Annotated in this window: 16 protein-coding genes; 6 read left to right on the top strand and 10 right to left on the bottom strand. The window is 38.4% G+C overall.

All coding sequences use genetic code 11. The annotated features are described in order from the left end of the window. Positions 1 to 38: 38 nt before the first annotated feature. On the bottom strand, positions 39 to 1724 hold the full coding sequence (locus PVK62_RS00445; protein ID WP_274442637.1) for a GGDEF domain-containing protein: 1686 nt from the start codon (positions 1722 to 1724) through the stop codon (positions 39 to 41). Between the two features lie 103 nt (positions 1725 to 1827). Further along, on the bottom strand, positions 1828 to 2682 hold the full coding sequence (locus PVK62_RS00450; RefSeq protein WP_274442638.1) for a helix-turn-helix transcriptional regulator: 855 nt from the start codon (positions 2680 to 2682) through the stop codon (positions 1828 to 1830). Positions 2683 to 2978: 296 nt separating this feature from the next. On the opposite strand from PVK62_RS00450, the gene PVK62_RS00455 reads away from it, so the two are divergent. Both PVK62_RS00455 and manA read left to right on the top strand, forming a co-directional pair. Beyond that, positions 2979 to 4880, top strand: coding sequence for a PTS fructose transporter subunit IIABC (locus tag PVK62_RS00455; RefSeq protein WP_274442639.1), 1902 nt, complete (start codon positions 2979 to 2981; stop codon positions 4878 to 4880). A 92-nt stretch (positions 4881 to 4972) separates the two neighbouring features. Further along, entirely contained in the window at positions 4973 to 6172 is a 1200-nt protein-coding gene (gene manA / locus PVK62_RS00460) for a mannose-6-phosphate isomerase, class I (RefSeq protein ID WP_274442640.1), read from the top strand. Between the two features lie 61 nt (positions 6173 to 6233). On the opposite strand, the gene PVK62_RS00465 is transcribed toward manA, so the two are convergent. Then, positions 6234 to 7019: a PTS sugar transporter subunit IIA gene (locus PVK62_RS00465; protein WP_274442641.1), complete on the bottom strand. Its 786-nt coding sequence runs from the start codon at positions 7017 to 7019 to the stop codon at positions 6234 to 6236. Continuing rightward, positions 7019 to 7318, bottom strand: coding sequence for a PTS fructose transporter subunit IIB (locus PVK62_RS00470; protein WP_122031986.1), 300 nt, complete (start codon positions 7316 to 7318; stop codon positions 7019 to 7021). The genes PVK62_RS00465 and PVK62_RS00470 overlap by 1 nt, the downstream gene beginning before the upstream one ends. Positions 7319 to 7564: 246 nt before the next feature. Between PVK62_RS00470 and PVK62_RS00475 the strand changes: the two genes are divergently transcribed. The 3 genes from PVK62_RS00475 to PVK62_RS00485 all read left to right on the top strand — a co-directional run bounded on the left by PVK62_RS00475 (position 7565) and on the right by PVK62_RS00485 (position 12445). Continuing rightward, positions 7565 to 9436, top strand: coding sequence for a fructose-specific PTS transporter subunit EIIC (locus PVK62_RS00475; protein WP_274442642.1), 1872 nt, complete (start codon positions 7565 to 7567; stop codon positions 9434 to 9436). Between the two features lie 429 nt (positions 9437 to 9865). Then, entirely contained in the window at positions 9866 to 11977 is a 2112-nt protein-coding gene (locus PVK62_RS00480) for an LruC domain-containing protein (RefSeq protein WP_274442643.1), read from the top strand. Between the two features lie 12 nt (positions 11978 to 11989). Beyond that, the gene (locus PVK62_RS00485) at positions 11990 to 12445 is read left to right on the top strand and encodes a hypothetical protein (protein WP_274442644.1); all 456 of its coding nucleotides are present in this window, start codon (positions 11990 to 11992) and stop codon (positions 12443 to 12445) included. A gap of 86 nt (positions 12446 to 12531) precedes the next feature. Here PVK62_RS00485 and brnQ read toward each other — a convergent pair whose 3' ends face one another. Both brnQ and PVK62_RS00495 read right to left on the bottom strand, forming a co-directional pair. Next, complete coding sequence (gene brnQ / locus PVK62_RS00490; RefSeq protein WP_274442645.1) at positions 12532 to 13848, bottom strand: branched-chain amino acid transport system II carrier protein; 1317 nt, start codon at positions 13846 to 13848, stop codon at positions 12532 to 12534. Positions 13849 to 14140: 292 nt separating this feature from the next. Then, entirely contained in the window at positions 14141 to 14593 is a 453-nt protein-coding gene (locus PVK62_RS00495) for a hypothetical protein (RefSeq protein ID WP_274442646.1), read from the bottom strand. Positions 14594 to 14907: 314 nt separating this feature from the next. Between PVK62_RS00495 and PVK62_RS00500 the strand changes: the two genes are divergently transcribed. Then, positions 14908 to 15135 carry a PAS factor family protein gene (locus PVK62_RS00500; protein WP_274442647.1) on the top strand — a complete coding sequence of 76 codons (228 nt, stop codon included), beginning with the start codon at positions 14908 to 14910 and terminating at the stop codon, positions 15133 to 15135. 125 nt (positions 15136 to 15260) lie between these two features. Here the strand turns inward: PVK62_RS00500 and PVK62_RS00505 are convergent, their stop codons facing one another. The 4 genes from PVK62_RS00505 to PVK62_RS00520 form a co-directional block, all read right to left on the bottom strand. After that, positions 15261 to 16769, bottom strand: a complete 1509-nt coding sequence (locus tag PVK62_RS00505; protein ID WP_274442648.1) for an alanine/glycine:cation symporter family protein — start codon at positions 16767 to 16769, stop codon at positions 15261 to 15263. 218 nt (positions 16770 to 16987) lie between these two features. Continuing rightward, a complete protein-coding gene (locus tag PVK62_RS00510; RefSeq protein ID WP_274442649.1) occupies positions 16988 to 19555 on the bottom strand; it encodes a sensor histidine kinase in 2568 nt (855 codons plus the stop codon). 315 nt (positions 19556 to 19870) lie between these two features. After that, positions 19871 to 20263 carry a DoxX family protein gene (locus PVK62_RS00515; protein ID WP_274442650.1) on the bottom strand — a complete coding sequence of 131 codons (393 nt, stop codon included), beginning with the start codon at positions 20261 to 20263 and terminating at the stop codon, positions 19871 to 19873. An 18-nt stretch (positions 20264 to 20281) separates the two neighbouring features. Continuing rightward, positions 20282 to 20704, bottom strand: a complete 423-nt coding sequence (locus PVK62_RS00520; RefSeq protein ID WP_274442651.1) for an organic hydroperoxide resistance protein — start codon at positions 20702 to 20704, stop codon at positions 20282 to 20284. Positions 20705 to 20780: the final 76 nt, after the last annotated feature.

The following is a 20780-nucleotide window of genomic DNA, read 5'->3' on the forward strand; positions in this document are numbered from 1 at the left end:
AATTAGCGGCTAAATCAGTGGGTTAATTTGGTAATAAATTAATATTTACTATCGTTTAAAATGATATTTTTTGTTGTGCGTTTTGCGTTATAAAGCAATTCATCGGCTGATTTATACGTATTCTTTTCTTTGTCTGAAAAACTCAACCCTCCACTAATTGTTACTTTCAAATCATAATCCCATCGTAGCATCTCAACACACTTACGAATATCTTCGGACAACTTAATACAAGCTTGAGGATCCATAAAAATAAAGAGAACTACAAATTCCTCACCACCAATCCGGTAGCTCTGGTGATTATTTCCAAGTATTAGTGCAATCTCACTTGCTACTTTTTTTAAAACCTCATCTCCAATCTCATGACCAAAACTATCATTAATTTTTTTAAAATCATCAATATCTAGGATTAAAAAAGCATGATCCTTTTTTTCAATACCTTCGTAATCGATCATAAACTTCCTTCTATTGAAAGAGCGAGTTAAAGGATCTGTATACGTTTCAATATTTAAATACTTTATTTTAAATATCATCATTAATAATAGCAACGAGATAACAAGCAATATTATAAATGCTATTTTTAAAAAAAATAAAGATTGTTGGCGCCCTTCATTTAATTTGCTATTTTCATTTATCTTTAATTTGTTTGAGATTAAAAGCTGATAACTGGCACTCAATCTTTCATCATGTAGTTTATTATATCTTTTATTTAAATCATAAGACTCATATAAATTATTTGTTTGAAGGTAATAATCAAAAAGTGTCGAATACACTAATTTTGTGAATCTTATTTGATTAGTTCTATCTGCTATTTTTAATAGTTCTTCTTTTTTATTTTCAATTAATAAATAATTTCTATTTTTCAATGCTAATTTAAATCTAATGACTTCTATTAAGATATTTTTATCTAGCAACAAGATCTTTTGATCTTTTTCTAATTCTAATTGAGCAAGCGTTAAACACTGATTTGCTTTTTCAATTAAGCCGATCTCATCGTAGGATTCAGCTCTCAAAGATAATAGATAAACATAATAATCACGCCAATCTTCTTCATTATATGCTGTCTTATATTGTTCTATATTTTTAATAATCTCCAACGCGATTTTAGGTTTATTGATCGCTAAATTATTTTCAGCTAAGCTTAACATTGCTCTTGTTTTTAATTTTTTCCATTCATCTGATGTATCTTTATATTGAATAGAGTTAATTATATCATTAGCAAATTCATAACCTTTAAAATAAGTGATAATTAATGCTAAACTGAATTCTCCAGTAGCAATTTTAAATTCATCCCCGCTCTTATGAGCAATTTCTATATACTTTAATGATGGATCTATCATTCCATAGAGATCATTATCTGTATATCGTAACGTAGCTATTTTATCTAAAACCAATAATTGAGAATTTTCATTTAGCTTCCCATCTTGCAACGCAATATTTAAAATTGCTGTACCAATTTTTGGGCCGTTAGGATAGTAAATAATAGGTCGAATACTTTCAGCTATATCATCTATATTATTTTGATATTCGTTTTTATCAAGACGATTAAAATCATTAATAATACCACACTCTAAAAGCTCACAATTTTTAGTAAGAGATAATAACTGTTGCTCGTAATCCGTAGCATTAACATCGCTATCGCGATTGAGATACAAATCACTAACAATAAAGACAATGGCACTGAATACTATGACTATTCCAGTAATAAATAGGATTACTTTTTTCATTCTGTTGATTATAAAAAAGGAAAGGAGTATACACCTAAAACTTCTATTCACAATCTGTTAAATGCATTTATTATTCCCACTCAAAAAATATCTTACTCTCCCTTTACTTCACCATTGTTCGATAATCTGACGGGGTATAACTGGTTTTCTTTTTAAATACTCGATAAAAATAATTCACGTCTTGAAAACCACAACGCGTAGCCACTTCAGTTAAACGGAAGGTATATTTCTTGAGCATGAATTTCGCACGCTCAATACGAACCCAAGTGATGTAATCAGCTAGTGTCATATGCCCCTGTTGTCTAAACATTCGTGATAAATGGTTAGGCGAAATATTAAAACGACTGGCGATATTATTTCTATCAATACTACGATGGAAGTTTTCTTGGATATAAATACATATTCCTTGATAAAGATCTTCACTGCGCTTTTTCGGTGAAATCACCTCATTTGGTTCACCTAACATCGATTTACTGTAACTGAGTAATGCCAAAAGCAGATACTCATCAATCTGGTTTTTATTCGGTTCACGAGCAAGGGCATTTAGTGCTTCTAAAATATTATCAATCGCATGACCAGTTCGAGTCTGAATACTGTATTTTTGCACATCATAGAAACCCTCTTCACCCTTGCGCTTACTCACTAAGCTAAAGCCCACTTGTCTGCGACCAAAAAGTAAACTAAGCACTGAGCAATCTTCACTCCAAACGGGTTTATTCCAGCAGTTTGGTGGGATATAGAGCGCATCACCCGCCATGATTTTAACTTCCGTAATGCCAATGTCTGGATCTTCAATCTGATTTAGATATTCACCGCTAATCACTAACTCTAAACGGGGAAAGTTAACTTGATAACAGCATGAGGGAGGCGTGACTTTATCGCCTGCAAACCAGATCTGATTAAAGCTCTCCCTTTCTGACAGAAGCGCCTCTAAAACAGTATTAAATACTAAATCCATGCCCATCACTTACTAAAATCAACCACACTTTTATCCACCAATCACATCAAAACCAGGATGTTATTGATAAATAACCCATCGAAATCACATAAAAATAACAATCTAAGTCATTATTTATTAAGTAATTTTTGACTAGTGCATTATAGCTTTTTGGTTTTATAAAAATCAGAGCTGAATCACACTTGGCTTTAGAGGATACAAAAATCCAGTAAATGCATTTCTCGCACACTTACCAATCTATCTCATCAGAATCAGACTATTCCCACACAAGACATCCACCCAAATGGGAATAACTTATGATTACTGACTTAATCAACGAACAGCTAATTTGCTTAGATCTTGCAGCAAAAAACAAAGACGACGTTTTTTCTGAAATGGCAGAGCATCTTCTGCAACAAGGTCGGATCAATGACAAGCAGGAATTTCTTAATGATATCTACGCAAGAGAAGAATTAGGAAATACAGGCTTTGAAGAAGGCGTTGCATTACCTCACGCAAAAAGCTCGGCAGTTATCTCCCCTGCAGTGATGATTGGTGTCAGCAAGCAAGGCATCGAATATGGCGCTGAAGATGGGCTACCATCTCGACTGTTCTTTATGATCGCCTCTCCTGAAAACGGTGCAGATCACCACATTGAAGTACTGGCTGAACTTTCTTGTAAACTTATTGAAGATGGATTTATTGAAAAATTCCTAGCCGCAACCTCACCAAAAATGGCGTTAGCGCTACTGCTTGAAAAAACAGAAAACACCAACACTGGTGAAGCAACCAATGGCTTTTTAATTGGTGTCACTGGCTGTCCTGCTGGCATTGCTCACACCTACTTAGCCTCTGAAGCACTAGAAAAAGGCGCGGCAGAATTAGGCTACACCATCAAGGTAGAAACTAACGGCTCTATTGGCGTTAAAAACAGCCCTACCGCAGAAGAAATCGACAAGGCGGAAGCCATTATTGTCGCGTGTGACAAGCAAGTAGATCTGACGCGCTTCGCCGGTAAAAAACTAATCCAAACCAACGTTAAAGCACCGATTAAAGATGCAAAAGGCTTAATTACTCAATCTCTTACACAACCTCCTTTTGTTGCTGATACAACTAAATCAAGCTCAGATAACAAAGGCAGCGCTTCTCAAGCACGCTCAGATATTTATCGTTACCTAATGAATGGCGTATCACACATGATCCCATTTGTTGTCACTGGCGGTTTATTAATCGCACTGGCACTTGCTCTGGGTGGTCAACCGACAGAAAGCGGTATGGCTATCCCTCCGGGTAGTTTATGGAACAAAGTACTCGATGTTGGTGTTGTTGCCTTTACCTTAATGATCCCAATTCTTGCAGGTTACATTGCGTACGCAATTGCTGATCGCCCTGCACTTGCACCGGGCCTAATTGGTGGTTGGATTGCAAATAACGGTTCTTTCTATGGTGCTGAAGCCGGTACTGGTTTTATTGGCGCTATCATTGCGGGTTTACTTGTTGGTTACTTTGTTAAGTTTATTGCCAACATCAACTACCACAAGTTCATTCAGCCTCTTGTGCCTATCGTAATTGCACCTATTACCGGCTCATTATTCATCGCGTCATTATTCATTTTTGTTATTGGTGCACCGATTGCTGATTTGATGGATTCACTAAACGTACTCCTAACCAACATGAGCACAGGTAACGTGGTTCTACTTGGTATCGTTCTAGGTGGCATGGCAGGCTTTGATATGGGTGGCCCATTCAATAAAGTCGCTTTCCTATTCTCTGTCGGCATGATTGCGAGTGGTCAAACTCAATTCATGGGGGCGATGGCGTGTGCCATTCCAGTTGCACCACTGGGTATGTCACTAGCAACGGTTATTGGTCGCAAGTTCAATATCTTTGAAGAGTCTGAGATTGAAGCAGGTAAAGCCTCTGGTGCCATGGGTCTAGTGGGTATTTCTGAAGGTGCGATTCCATTTGCAGCACAAGATCCGATCTCTGTTATCCCTGCCAACATCCTTGGCTCTATGGTTGCCGCTGTAATGGCGTTCTCATTTGGCATTACAAACAGCGTTGCTCACGGCGGTCCTGTTGTCGCCCTATTAGGTGCCATGAATAAACCACTATTAGCACTGGCTTGTATGGCTGCGGGCGCAATCGTAACCGCATTGGTTTGTGTTTCTATTAAAAAAGCGCGCCAAGCTAAATCGTTTTCTGTAGCGGCAGCCTAACCTTCCCTCTCTCCAGTGCTTTCTCTCTTGATTCAGTAACACAAGATTTGAAACACACTGGAGAAACTCTTATTGATAACATCGAGTGCATTATGAATAAATCAACTCAACAATTTTTTTACCCTATGACCAATGTAATTCAAGATTATGCATGGGGAAGTTTCACCTCTATCGAAACCTTATTTGATATAAAAAACACTAGCGACAAGCCACAAGCAGAATTATGGATGGGCACTCACCCAAATGGCTGCTCTACCGTTACCATTAATGGGCAACCAACCTTATTGTCTGAGCTGATCAATCAAGATCAAACCGCTTACTTATCTTCACTAACGGCAGATCACTTTGGTGAGTTACCTTACTTATTCAAAGTATTAGCAGCAGAAAAAGCACTCTCTATTCAGGTTCATCCTAATAAACAACAAGCGATGGCAGGCTACGATAAAGAAGAACAATCAGGCGTTGCGCTTAATGCCTTTAATCGTAATTATAAAGACAATAATCATAAACCAGAATTGGTATACGCCTTAACACCTTACAAAGCGATGAATGGCTTTAGAGAATACCAAGAGATCATCAACCTATTTAACCAGATGGATCTGCCTTCTCTTGAAGAAATCATCACACGTTTTGAACAACAACCAAACTCACAAGGCTTAAAATGTTTCTTTAAAGCGATTCTTTCATTAACTGATACCGCAAAAGAATTAGCATTAACTGAGCTAGGTCACTTCGCCAACAATAATAAACAGAGTGAACTATTTGCTTTAATTGATGATTTATCAATTCAGTACCCAAATGACATTGGCTTATTTACCCCATTAATTCTTAATGTCATTACTCTGCAGCCGGGTGAAGCCATGTACTTAAATGCGTGTACGCCTCATGCTTACATTAATGGGACTGGGCTAGAGATAATGGCGAACTCAGACAATGTATTGCGCGCAGGGTTAACCCCAAAATTCATGGATATTGATGAGCTTATGGATTGTACAGAGTTTGTAAGCATTCCAGCAGACTCCTTGATTATGCAACCTAACATTATTAATGGAGGGATGAATTACCCTATCCCTGTGAGCGATTTTAAATTCTCAGTATTTGCACCTGCTGATGATCTGCCATTAGAAACACACAGCGCAGAGATCTTGTTTGCGATTGATGGTGACATGACATTGAATCACTCAACGGGGGAAACGGTTAACGTACCTAAAGGGCATTCTATTTTTGTTCCAGCTTACGCGCACCAATACACATTAAAATCTAGCGGGAAAGTGGCAAGAGCGTATAACTAACGGTTAGCTCTAAAGATAGAAATACGCTGACTTAGCACTGTTGTTAAGTCAGCTTTTTTACTTATAACAACTGACACATGGCGTATAGAATCAACGCCTGCAACCCTTTTGGTTGTCTTGTATTGACCAAACGTTGGCTAAACTCTTCAGACAGCATATTACGAGTTAAATAGGTCGCGGCCATAATCATAGGCTTGCTTGGTTTTTCAGGCAGAACTAAGGCAATAATTAAGTTTACCTCTCCCATTTTTGATGCCCAATCCACCGAGTAATCACTACGAATAATTGCAATAGTCGGTTTTTCAACATAAGGAGAAATAACATGAGGTAAGGCGATTTGTTTTGCCATTGCCGTTGATGAGCGCTCTTCTCGCTTTATCAAAGACAGCAACAATTCATCAGACTCTTGTGGGTAAATGAGCTGCGACAGGCCTTTTAAAATCTCAAATTTAGATAAGGTGGCTTGCGCTTTTACATAATGGAAATCAACTTTGCAATTAGGGGTTAATTGCGGGCGGGTATTAACAATCGTTTCTGAGAAATCACACAGTTTATCTGAGGCAACAAAATCAAAGGTAGAAGCAAGTAAGTCAGTCAGAACAAAGTTAGCCCACTCAGCATCTATTCCTACCGTCACTAATTGGCAAAAATCTCCCGCTCTTAACCCTATTTTTAGCAAACCCAATGGACTTTCGGCATCGCTACTGAGGTTTTGAGTAATATTATCGATATATACAAGGCTTTGAAACTTTTTAGCAAGCCGAGTGAGTTGGCTCGCCACTTGAGGTGGTAAGCCTTGCTCTTTGACAAAGAAGGTAATGCGATAGTCGATAATTGTCGACATCATTATGAAAGGTGTTTTCTCAAAATAGTGTCTACATCTGTCAGTATAGATTCAATACTGTATTGCTTAGTATTAATGCCTAAAAAACGACTCTTATTTTCAATTTCGATATCTGATGCAATGATAACAAGATCTGCATTCACAATATCCACAGGTGTGAGTACTTCTTCAACACCCATTGCGCCTTGAGTTTCCACTTTGATTGACACGCCCAATTTCGCAGCCGCCTTTTTAAGTACATCAGCTGCCATGTAGGTGTGTGCAATTCCGGTTGGACACGCTGTTACTGCCACAATTTTCATGATTTACTCTTAACTGGTAAAAATTCACATAACTCAATGTATTCACAAGATACTAATTTGAATAACAATACATTGGCTATTTCTCTCTCATTAATCATAAAGTGCTTTAGCATCAATTAATAAGGAGCAAACTCACACTTTATCGCAGAGGGTACAATAATCCAGTAAATGCCTTTTTTATCCAGTTATTAAAATCCAAAGATCCACTAACATGCCAACAAATTATCGATAAAAAATGGAATCGTTATGAACATCACCTCTCTTATTGACACTAATGTTATCTGTTTAGACCTAAAATCAACGTCTAAAGAAAGCATTCTTGAAGAGATGGTTAACATATTAAACGATGCTGGAAAACTATCGAATAAACAACAATTTACATCTGATGTTTGGGCGCGAGAAGAGATTGGAAATACAGGTTTTGAAGACGGTATTGCTATCCCTCACGCCAAAAGTACTGCTGTCATTACGCCCTCTGTCGCTATTGGTATTAGCCGCACAGGTATTGATTATGGTGCTGAGGATGGGCTTCCGTCTGATGTCTTTTTTATGCTTGCATCGACAGATGGTGACGACAATCAACACATCGAAGTATTATCGCAAATATCCATTCGATTAATTGAAGATGGCTTTACCGACAAGTTAAAAGCCGCGCAAAGCAAAGAAGAAGCTTTAGCCTTGTTTACTGATTCAATTCAACCAGAAGAAGCACTGACTTCAACAACCATAGCTGAACCACAAGCTGAAAAAAGTGAACTCTCTCGCGGCTTAGGTCGTGCTAAAGAACACTTACTCTTTGGCACCTCACACATGATCCCCTTTATTGTTGCCGGTGGAGTTTTACTCTCTTTATCTGTCATGATCTCAGGCCATGGCGCCGTACCCACAAAAGGGATTTTGGCTGATATCGCACAAATGGGCATTGCTGGATTAACCTTATTTACCGTGGTGCTTGGTGGCTACATCGCTTATTCCATTGCTGATAAACCGGGATTAGCTCCAGGAATGATTGGATCTTGGATCGCTGTTCAGCAATACAATACTGGATTTTTAGGGGCAATCATCATTGGTTTTTTTGCAGGGTTTGTCGTTCGTACATTAAAGCAAATTAAGCTGCCAGAAAGCATGATGTCCCTCGGTTCTATTTTTATCTACCCGCTTATCGGCACCTTCATCACTTGCGCTGCGGTTATGTGGGTAATTGGCGCACCAATCGCTAATACCATGACGCTGCTAAATGAATGGCTTGCAAGTATGGCGGGTTCAGGAAAAGTGGTTTTAGGCGCAATTCTTGGCGCAATGGCGGCCTTTGATATGGGAGGGCCAATCAATAAAGTCGCTACCCTATTTGCTCAAACTCAAGTGAATACGCAACCTTGGTTAATGGGCGGTGTCGGTATTGCGATTTGTACCCCACCATTAGGCATGGCGTTAGCGACCTTTCTATCCCCTAAAAAATTCAAACGTGAAGAGCGTGAAGCAGGCAAAGCCGCAGGGATTATGGGAATGATTGGCATTACTGAGGGCGCAATTCCATTTGCAGCGGCCGATCCTGCTCGTGTTATCCCAGCTATCGTGGCCGGTGGTATTGTTGGTAACGTAACTGGATTTTTGTTTAACGTATTAAATCATGCACCATGGGGCGGCTGGATTGTATTACCCGTTGTTGATGGGAAGTTTGGTTATGTGGTTGGTACGCTACTGGGTGCATTAACCACCGCACTGATTGTTATTTCATTAAAGAAAAATGCCGTAGAAGATGAGGATAAAGAGATCCGTGAACTTATCTTAACTGCTGTAAAAAATGAAGGTGAGGCTGATGTTTTAGCAGTGACAGCCTGTCCATCAGGAGTTGCTCATACCTTCCTTGCAGCCAAGAGTTTAGAAAAAGCCGCACAACGATTAGGCATTAAAATAAAGGTCGAAACTCAAGGGGCAGATGGCATTAATAACCGCATTACCCCGCTGGATATTAAAAATGCTAAATTGGTTATCTTTGCTCATGATGTTGCAATCAAAGAACCGCTTAGATTTGCAGGAAAACGTACTCTAGATATCAGTACTAAAGATGCTATGTATAATGGTGAAGCATTACTTAAATCAAATTTAGTCAATTAAATTTATATTCGTTTTAAAGTTCATCAAGCTAAATAATTGCATTTCTAAATTGCATTTCACTTAGCAAATTGATTCCTATTATGAAATTATCGTCTATTTATTGTTTATCATTGTAAATAAACAATACACTCCCTCAAAACCTTAAAGCCCACAAACAACTGATAATATTATATTTTATTTATTTACAGACTCAATCTGACCTATTAAACACTTTTCGGCATACATATTGCGTGATGATATTAACTTGAAGAAAACGGTATGTTTAATGAATTAAAAAATACTATCCGTAGCATTGCTTTACTATAAAGTCAGTTGAGCTTGCTTAGTAACAAATTCTAGTTGTTTTTATTTACCGAATAATTTCAAGTCAATGTATCTATTCATTGTTTTGAGGGTATTTCCTCATTCAAATAAACGTAGAGGCTTATTATGAAATATAAACAGCTTTTTTCTCTTATCGCGTTTACTTTAGCAAGCGCGCCCATCTACGCAACCACTGTAGATTTGGATTTTTCTAATCATATAGAATCCACCAATCTAACTAACAGCTTCGGCCCCTCGTTCGATGGTCCTGTAATGCATTTTCTCAATGTCGGTATCCACAATGGTAAAACTATTGATGCTAAAATAAGTAGTCGAATCATTGGTGACGCAACCTTTTTATATCACACTCCAAATTATAAGGAAGGAGCAACACAACCTAGTGGCGATATAGGTTTCCTTTATCAAACTAACTCACCAGGCCCTGCGGGTCTTATTTATACTTTTGAATTTTACGATGGGACCGATGGGCTATCTGGCACATTTTCAATCCCCTACACTATTCCTGAGTTTGAAATGATTGGCTACGATATAGATGGTGAGCCCGTTCAATCAGAGCAAGTCCGTGTATACAAAAACGAAGGTTTCTATAGCTACCAAACAGGTTCTCTAGGAGCCAGCCTCACAGCAGAAGAAAGCCCTGATGGACTCTCTGTTTTATTCACAGGTCCAGGTACAAACTACAATGAAACTGACACATCAGGCGCAGTAAAATTTACTTATAAAAATACGTCTATTGTAACACTTCAGTTTGAGACCGTTACCGCGAATAACAGCCCTTTACCAAACCCAATTTTCTCTGCTTTTGATGGTAACTGGGATATTGATGATTTTGTTCCACCGATTGGTAGTTCTGATGAATCTGATTTTGGTGATGCTCCTGATAGCTACAACACACTTAAATCAAATAATGGGGCTGAACATGCTATGACCAGTAACGTATATCTAGGCAGCAGTATTGATGCTGATACCGATGGTCAACCAGGTATTGCATCAAATGGTGATGATCTTGATGTTAATGGTAATGATGATGACGGTATTACCATTTTAACTAGTTTGGAAAAAGGACTTGATTCTCTAATTAATGTAACTGTTACAGGTAGTGGTTATTTACAAGCTTGGGCTGACTGGGATATGAGTGGTTCTTTTGATGCAGGAGAACAAATATTAACCAACCATCCAGTAGTTAATGGCTTACAAGTTGTACCGATTAGAGTGAGTGATAGTGCTATCGTTGGCTCAGTACAGACTCGTTTCCGTTTATCTACTAACCCTAACATACCAAGCTCTGGTTATGTTGGTGATGGGGAAGTCGAAGATTATGTATTTAACGTAACAGATCCAGGAACAACAATTCAGCATTCCGGCTATTACACCGCAGCCTTTGAGGATAATTGGCCTGAAATTGGTGATTTCGACTTAAATGACGTAGTTGCTTACTACCGTACTACCATTGTAAGTAAAGACGACCAAGTTCTACGATTTGATCTTACTGGTACTATAATGGCATACGGTGCTTCTTATGGTAATGGATTAGGTTGGAAACTGAATGGTTTCTCCGAATCTGATATTAATCTTCCATTAGCTCGCTTAGAAAAAAATGGCGTCACTCGAGCGAATATTTCACCGTTTACAGGTGAGGATAAAAGTATCGCTTCTCCAGGCGGAGATCTCATTGTTGTAGCATCACTAAATTTACGTGATGACATCATCATTAATGAAGAGTGTAAATTTCACCGCACCAATCCATATTGTAGTGCTTCATTAGAATCTGAACAAATGACCTTTAGTATCTCTCTGCCTTTCAATGATGGTAGTGAGCCAAGCGTTAGTTCATTATTACCATTAAATGGTGCAGATCCATTCATCTTTGCCGCTGGCTATGGACTGTATCATGGTAATAGTTTCTCTACCGCACCTGGTAAAGATCTAGAAATTCATACCGCAGGCTTTCCTCCAACTACACGAGGAACTCTGGTCAGTAGTTTCTACGGTATCGCTCAGGATGATTCAGATCCTGCCATTAGTAAATATTACCGTACAACAGGTAATCTACCGTGGGGTATCTTGATTTCATCACCTTGGAATCATCCTTCAGAGTATATTGATGTTGGTGATGCTTATCCCGATTTTGCAGAATGGGCAACCTCAGGAGGTATTGATAAACCAACTTGGTACCTAAACCCTAATGCTAGTGAAACTTGGTCAACTGCTGACTAACACGGAGGATTTATGAAAAGAATTAATTTATTACTGAGCATTGCTGCCCTAGTTGTTATCACTGCTTGTAGTGATTCTGGATCTGGTTCTTCTTCCCCAGGCTCTACGGCTCCATCCTCAAGCGCAACACCTGATACTAAAGACGGGATAAGAACAAGTGAATTATCGATACCTGAAGGCTTTAATTTTGCGACAGAACGAGAAGTTTCTATCACCCTTTCTGTTGCAAATTCTCAAAGTGATCGAGGGTTTATGTCTCTCTACAGTGAGTTCAATGAAGGGACTGTAGATTACACATCCCAATTTATTTTGACGCCAATGAATGATAAAACAGAGCTTAAAACGACGGTAATGCTCCCTAACCATGTTGATAAAATTTGGGTTGAAGTTTGGTATCCTTCAGCATTAGGTCATGAGATCACTCAGTCTATAGATATAGTAAACAATACTGTTAATAAAGTACTATAAACTATAGAACAACCTTATACCTAACTAATGCCAGTCAGTTAATCTGACTGGCATTTTATTTTTCCAACAAGGTCTATTTATAGGGACTAATTATTTATCACCACACGCTTTGGCATTGCTCTACTGAAGGCTTTATTAACAAAGATAGTAATAAATACAGGAAGCAACCAAGAAGTATGGGAAGCATACAACGGCAACCATTGCTCACAAAACGCGTTCATGCCCTCTGGTAATTTATCCAAAATATGCAACGCATCAATCGTACCAAACAGAGCGGCGATACATACTACCGTGGTGTGGCTCATTGAAATCGTAGGCTTGTCTATGCTTGTTTTCTCTGGCATCAAGATCATCGCAATGATAAGCGCAATAGCAATAGGACATAAGATCAGAATGGCAGGCAAACTGACCTCTATAATCGTCTCTAACCCTACGTTTGAAATGATCGCCGTTAATACCATAATAACGGTAGCACTCACTTTAAATGTGATGCCGTAAGTATTTTTGTAGTACTCAGAGTTCGCATTGGTTAAGCCGATCGTAGTCGTTAAACACGCCATTAAGGTAATGGCGGCCAATAGAAGCTGACCTAATACCCCAAACTCCCCTGCTGCATAACGCGTTAAGATCTCACCACCATTACTCGCACTTGGTGCAATCTCAGACGAGGTTGAACCTAAATAGCCCATTGCTAAGTAACATAATGACATTAATACAGAGTAAATAACGGCAATGCGTAACGTGTAGTAAGAAATGGCTTTTTTGCTCTCAACGCCTTTGCTACGAATAGTTTGGATAATCACCCAACCAAAGGCTACCGCTGCGATGGCATCCAATGTCATATAACCTTGAATTAACCCATTTACCGCAGGCGCTTGCTCATAAATCTCAATCGCTTGGCTTGGAGAACCTAATGGATTTAATAATGCAGCAACCACCAATATAGTTAGCATGCCAATTAACGCTGGTGTCATGATTTTACCAATATAATCCACTAATTTACCCGGTTTTAATGCTAACCATAACGTCAGAGCACAGAATAAAGCAGAGAATACCATTAACCCATTACCTGAATAGAAAGGCTTAATGCCCATTTCATAAGCAACAGTAACAGCACGAGGCAATACAAACGCAGGACCCAATGTGGTTAATACCAAGAACCAGAATGAACGGTCCATCCACTTTGGTAAGGCTGATGTCAGCTTATCTGCAGAAGATAAACGGCCTAACACGACCAAAGTAATCGCCGGAAGACCAACAGCAGTTAATAGAAAGCCACCAATCGCGATAAGCCAATGCTCACCCGCTTGCTGTGCCATCAAGGGTGGATAGATTAAGTTACCTGCACCAAGAAAGAGTGCAAATGTCATAAAGCCGATAGCGGCGAGATCTCTTCTGTTCAAACGACATACCTTTTATAAAATGAAACAGGGTATCAATTTGGCTAGAAGATGATAAAGAAAGGGTCTTAGTTATCCGCCAGCCTAACTGACGAATAACAAAATCGTCAGTATCAGTTAATGACAACGACGACAGAGACAAGTGCATAAGCATGATGCTTAGAAGCAGTCAGTAACGCTGCTTGATGTTTTTTGATGCCTGTAGACATAACTTACACACTCTAGAAAAAATAATTATCCTTAAGCTAAAGGAATTACCTAAGATTGTAAAGCCTAATTATAACTTTGTTAATTATCACTCTAAAACCAGACGTGCCTCTAACATTTGTGGCTCACTAACGACAGCTTCTAAAGACGGATTATGAGGATATTGTTGACCGTTAAACTTCATTAGAACAAACCCTGAACCACGCGACCACACGATGACATCTTTCCACCCATTGGTTTCGGTTTTAGCCACACTAATTGGAGTATTCGTTACTGATGATTTAGAGACTAATTTATAGCTATCACCCAGATTTTCGAAAATCATAAGTGTGCAACCACCAGAGCCACACCATTGCATTCCTTTAAGAAAAACCACAGCATCCTCTAAACCATCACCGTTTAAATCCGCATACCCGGCAGAGAATACTGGCTCATTTTCTTGGGTTGCTTCAGAAACTGATTGTTGTAAATCAGCTTTTAGATCTGCTTGATTGCTGCACCCAAAAATCACAAAAGACAGGCACAATAATAAATATCTCATATTTAATCCTCTTTAATTAACAATACAGTTTGCAAGAACTATAAAACATTTCATTCTGCCTAAGAACCTCTATTTCACATAACATTGTAATTACACAATTTATTACTATGTAAATATACCTGAAACTGATATATCAAAACGAGAAAGACTCACAATATTGAAGGTCCAAGTTATAGTGGTCAAGTAAAACTCACCATATAGCCTTAGTTTTAACCGGTTATTTCGGGCAAAAAATAATCATTGTGTGATGGGTATCTGTAAATATCATTCCTATACTAGCGATAATAATAGGTCATCAATACGGAGATAAATCAATGGATACAACATCACTCATCTATGACACTCTAACCAGCTTAACAAATGCAGAACCTAACCAATGCGCTGAAATTAGACAGAAACTGTACGACCAATTAGACTTACCTTTTGATAAGAAGTTTACTTTATATTCAAACGTCTTAGGGCCAGTTAGCGCAGGGAGATTAGAGAATATTGATGATGCGGTGACTAAAGCTTGTAGAATTATAGAAGAGAACCCTAGTTGATAATAACCATTTAATATTTCTAGCCTTTAATTATTAACCTTGGGGGCTAGAGTCCATCCTAAAACCCAACAAAAAACGCCATCACTGTAGATGGCGTTATCTTATAAATTCATCAAGCTAAGTGATTACTTCTCTTTTAATTTATTTTTGTTTCGCTCTAACTTTCCTTCCCAGTAGGTTGCGCCTTTTATACCCAGTTTTACGGGATCAAACGTATAGTTGGTTACGCCACGCTTTTGCTGATCTTCATAATCTTTTAGTGCTTTTAGTGCCGGTTTAGACATAAAGAAGATAATCAAAATACCGACAATGTTTAACCACGCCATTAAACCTACGCCAACATCACCCATTGCCCACGCCATGTTGGCCGTTTTGATGGTACCGTAGAATACCGCTGACATTAGAACGACTTTAAGAATAAACATCATGCCATCGATTTTTAACGTTCGACGGATATAGGCGATGTTTGTTTCTGCAATGTAGTAGTAAGCAAGAATGGTCGTAAAAGCAAAGAAGAACAGTGCAAAAGCAATGAAGATTTTACCAATACCAGGCAGTGTACTTTCAATCGCTATTTGCGTGAACATAGGGCCATTTGCGCCAACGGTTGCTGCAAGGTTCTGTACTAAGAACACCTCTTCACCGCTACCGTGAACGTTATAAGCACCAGTGATCAGGATCATAAATGCGGTAGCAGAACAAACCAGTAACGTATCAATGTAGATAGAAAATGATTGAACTAAACCTTGTTGTGCTGGGTGATCAACACTTGCGGCGGCGGCGGCATGAGGTCCCGTACCTTGACCCGCTTCGTTTGAGTAAACACCACGCTTTACACCCCAGCCAATTGCAGCACCAAAGCCTGCCATAGGTGTGAACGCATCACCGATGATCATACCAAAGATAGTTGGTACTTCTGAGATATTAAGTAGGATGATAACGAATGCAAGAATGATATATGCCAATGCCATAAACGGCACCACAATTTGAGTAAAGTGAGCAATTCGTTTAACACCACCAAAGATGATAAAGCCAAGAATGATAGAAATAACGGAACCCGTTAAGATCTTCGCAAAACTAAACACACCTAGACCTGTATCAATCATGCCGCCAGTACCAAATGCTGTTTCTACCGCATTACCAATACTGTTTGATTGCACTCCCGGAAGTAACACACCACAAGCAAAAATGGTCGCAATTGCAAAGATCCACGCGTACCATTTTTGACCCATCGCTTTTTCAATATAGTAAGCCGGGCCACCACGGAACTGGCCTTCGTCTTCTTCTTTATAGATTTGCGCTAGCGTTGATTCTGCGTAAGCGGTTGCGGCACCTAAGAAAGCAACGACCCACATCCAAAACACGGCTCCCGGACCACCAAAACCAATGGCTGCCGCAACCCCTGCAATGTTACCCGTACCGACACGACCAGACAGTGATACTGCTAATGCTTGGAATGAGCTGATCCCTTTACTTGATTCTTTGTTTGATACCAGCAAGCGACACATTTCTTTAAAATGACGAACTTGAACAAATCGAGTTTGTATAGAATAAAACAGGCCAGAGCCCAAGCAGAGATAAATCAATACTGGGCTCCAAATTATGCCATTGAGAAAATCAACGATGCCTTGCATATAAAATCCTTTTTAGTTTATGGACTGGTTTATTATTCAACCAACCATACATTAGAATTTAACAACAAGTTAACAGTAACTTTTATGAAAGATAAAAAAGTGTGAATCAAAGCACTGTATTTCAATATATATTGATAACCACAATACAAAAAACCAACAAGATAACAAATGGCAATTCTTTGTGTTGGTATTGAAAAAACGGATAAACCGTACGTTGCTTATATATAGGCTTCCAGTTTTTCTAGCATCAACTCTTTTTTAAATGGTTTTGCTACGTAATCATCCATTCCTGATTCGTAGCACTTATCAATATCTTCCACAAATACACTGGCTGTTAATGCAATGATTGGGAGTCGTTTTACCATTTGCTCTTGCTCCCACGCTCGAATCGTCTCTGTCGCCGCAAATCCATCCATAATTGGCATCATGCAATCCATTAATATTAATGAATAAGCTGAAGGTTGAGCTTTAACCATATCAACAGCTTCTTTTCCATCATTAGCTAAGGCAACAATATAACCTTCTTTTACTAATAATAATGACGCTACTTTTTGATTAATAAGATTGTCTTCAACCACCAATATTGTTTTCTCTTCTACTATAATATCAGCGGCAGTATTAGTGATATCTACTGCATCTATGTTTGGCTTCGCCTCTTCATTACTCCGCTCTTTCTGGCTGGCTTTCTTTACTGCATTAGCCATTAACTTAGTAAACCGCTGACCAAGAAGAGGATAAATAATCAGTCCATCGATCTCATTACTAAAATCAGCTTTTTCATCTTGTTGCTTCTTACATAATAATATAGCAGCACGCTCATTGGATTCATTCAGTACTTTCACCTCTTCTACTGTCGCTGTTAAGGTGTTTTGGCAATACACAATCACATCATACTGTGTTGAAAGATCTTCTTCTTTATTAAGCTTAGGAAGGATACTGGTTTGTAAACCCAATTTATTACATTCTGATTCTAATTTAGATGCATAGTGATTTTTATTACTGATGATTAAACACTTAGTGTCACTGTAGTCGTCTTGCATAGCTGTATTTGGCTCTACAACATCAACCTCAAGTCTGAAGTAAAATTTACTCCCAAACCCTTTTTCTGACTCTAACTTAATATTACCACCAAGCAATTCAACCAATTGACGACAAATAGCAAGACCTAGACCTGTTCCACCAAATTCTCGCGAGATAGAACCGTCTTCTTGTGTGAATGGTTCAAATACCTGCTCTAACTTATCTTTTCTGATCCCTATCCCTGTGTCTTTTACTGAAAATAGTAGAGTTCCACGGTTATTGGGATTATCTTCGTAATTAATAGATAAAATCACGGCACCCGTTTCGGTAAATTTTACCGCATTAGATAATAAGTTCATCAATACCTGACGAAGGCGGTGCTCATCAAGCATAACGTATTTAGGTAATTCAGGATCTAACTCAATTTGTAGTGCTAACCCTTTATCTGAGGCCTTACTAAGCATCACAGTGACGGTGTCATAAATGACTTCAGCCACATTTGATTTTTGTGGTACAAGCACCAGATTACCTGATTCTATTTTAGATAAATCCAAAATATCATTAATCAATAGCAACAACGCTTGAGAGGAGATATCAATGGTTTGTAAATACTCAGATTGAACTGGGTTTAGCTCCGTTCCACCTAAAATATCAGACATACCGATGATGCCATTTAATGGTGTTCGCATTTCATGAGACATATTGGCAAGAAACGAGCTTTTGGCTTTGGTTGACGCCTCTGCTTTTACTTTCTCTATCTCTAGATTTTCTGTTTTCTTATTAAAAGACCCGATCAGGTTGCCAATTTCATCATTATAAGTGTAATTAATATCAATAACATCGCTCGAACTTGTGTTATTTATTTGCTCTGATATCAATACAATAGGCTTAATTAAACTGCGATTAATAAAGTAGTACGCCATAATTACACATAATAGCAAAATAGGAACAATGCCTAATTCAACATTAATTATTTGTTCATAAATATCATCAGCTACAGTTCGATATGAGTTTACAACTTGTACCTTCCAATTAAAGTCATTCATTATGTGTTTAACAATGTACATATCATCTTGTACGTTAAACTTATAGTCTGCAATGGTTGTATCACCATTATTAATGATAATACCTAACTTATGCTTTTCTGCTTGAGCTTCAATAACACTAAGTAGCTCTTTTAATGAGAGGTCTATCGTCGCAACACCAACAAATTTACCTTCGTCAAAATAAGGCTGAGAGGCGGTTATCATTTTTTGTTTCGTGAAAGGATCAATATAAACGTCTGACCATGAGATTCGATTGACGCTCTTTTCATGAGCAACAGAAACATACCACGATTTTTTTTGATAAGGAGACGCACTAGGAATGTTGTAGTCATTTATCAGTTCAACTTTCCCCTCTTCATTTCGAGAGAAAAATAAACTCGCAAGCGGCTTTGAGGGAAGTAAGGTATTCGGCTCAGGCCATATACCGCCACTAATAATGATGCCATCACTTTCTTTTAGGACCGAAGAAAGCATATTTTTAATGATATCGGGAGAATACCCACTCACTGCAACACCGACTAAAGCGTGTAGTGTGGAAAGAGAATGACTTAATGGGTCATCTATTTCTCTGGCAAGCAGTTGAGTTCTTAGATGCAAATTGTTTTCTAGACTTTCACGAATAGGTGACTCAACAACATAATAGGTAATGCTGCCGATAATCGTAATTAAAAAACATACGTAACAAGCTAATGCTAGCATGCTTTTTTTCTTTAGTGACATATTATTCGCCATAAAAACCTAGCACTTATCTTCTTGATTTAAGAATTAACTATAATCAGCATAGTCACTTTTTGCCTATAAATCCTACAAATCTTAGAACCAAGCCGCATTAATGCTTGAAACAAAAAATCCCTAACTGATTAATCCAGAGGGATTTTAATTACCTAATTAATAGGCTTCTCTTGGAGTTCAGCTCACCTTTACATACTTTACTGCTGAAGAATAATTCATACATTAAATAACAAATAGAAAAAAGGGATGTAATTAACCTTACATCCCTTTTGCATTTCTAATGTTAAACAATAATTATTTTAACTATTTATCTTTTGCCTTGCAGCACTCAGGCATTGAATGACCAGAGAGTACTAATAAACCAGCAAAAATACCTAGATTTTTAATAAAATTTTGCATCTCATGTGCGCCTTCCAATCCTGAATAATTCCAGAAATCATGCAGCGACACATTAATGACTAGCACTAATCCTGCTAATAACAGAGCAACTATCCATGTAAATCGATTTGCTATTAATAAAACGGCAGCACCAATTTGGAAGATACCCGCAAGCCCCAATAGGACTGGCACAAATGGCATGTCATGCTTTTCCATTAATTGAATATGCATATCCCACGATACAAATTTCATGATACCTGGAACTAAGAAATACAGTGCCAGAAGTACACGACCTACGGTTAGTAATAGAGTATTCATTTAATCAATCCCTATGAATTAAAGTACAGTACCATTAACTGATAATTTCACATCAATATTGCCTTTCACAGCATTTGAGTATGGGCAGACTTGATGTGCTGTTTTCACTAATTGTTGAGCTTGCTCTTCATCTAATTCTAACGTTACTGTTAAGGCAACTGTTAATGCAAAACCGCCGCTTGCATTTGGACCAATACCGACTTCAGCTGATACTGGTGCCTGAGTCAGTTTTATTTTCATCTCACGAGCCACATGCAGAATCGCATTTGAAAAACACGCCGAATAACCAGCCGCAAATAGTTGCTCAGGATTGGTTGCTTCACCAGTTCCCCCCATCTCTTTTGGGTAGCTTAGCGCAAGATCAAGCATGTTATCGTCAGTCGTTACTTGACCATTACGTCCTGCTGAAGCCGTTGCTGTTGTTGTATATAACGTTGTCATAAAGGTGTCCTTTAATTTCTGAATACGCCGCATTAAGTTTCCCGCAATTAAATTGCGCACCACCTATTTTTAATTA

The organism is Aliivibrio sp. S3MY1 (genome assembly GCF_028765575.1).
Classification (GTDB): Bacteria; Pseudomonadota; Gammaproteobacteria; order Enterobacterales; family Vibrionaceae; genus Aliivibrio.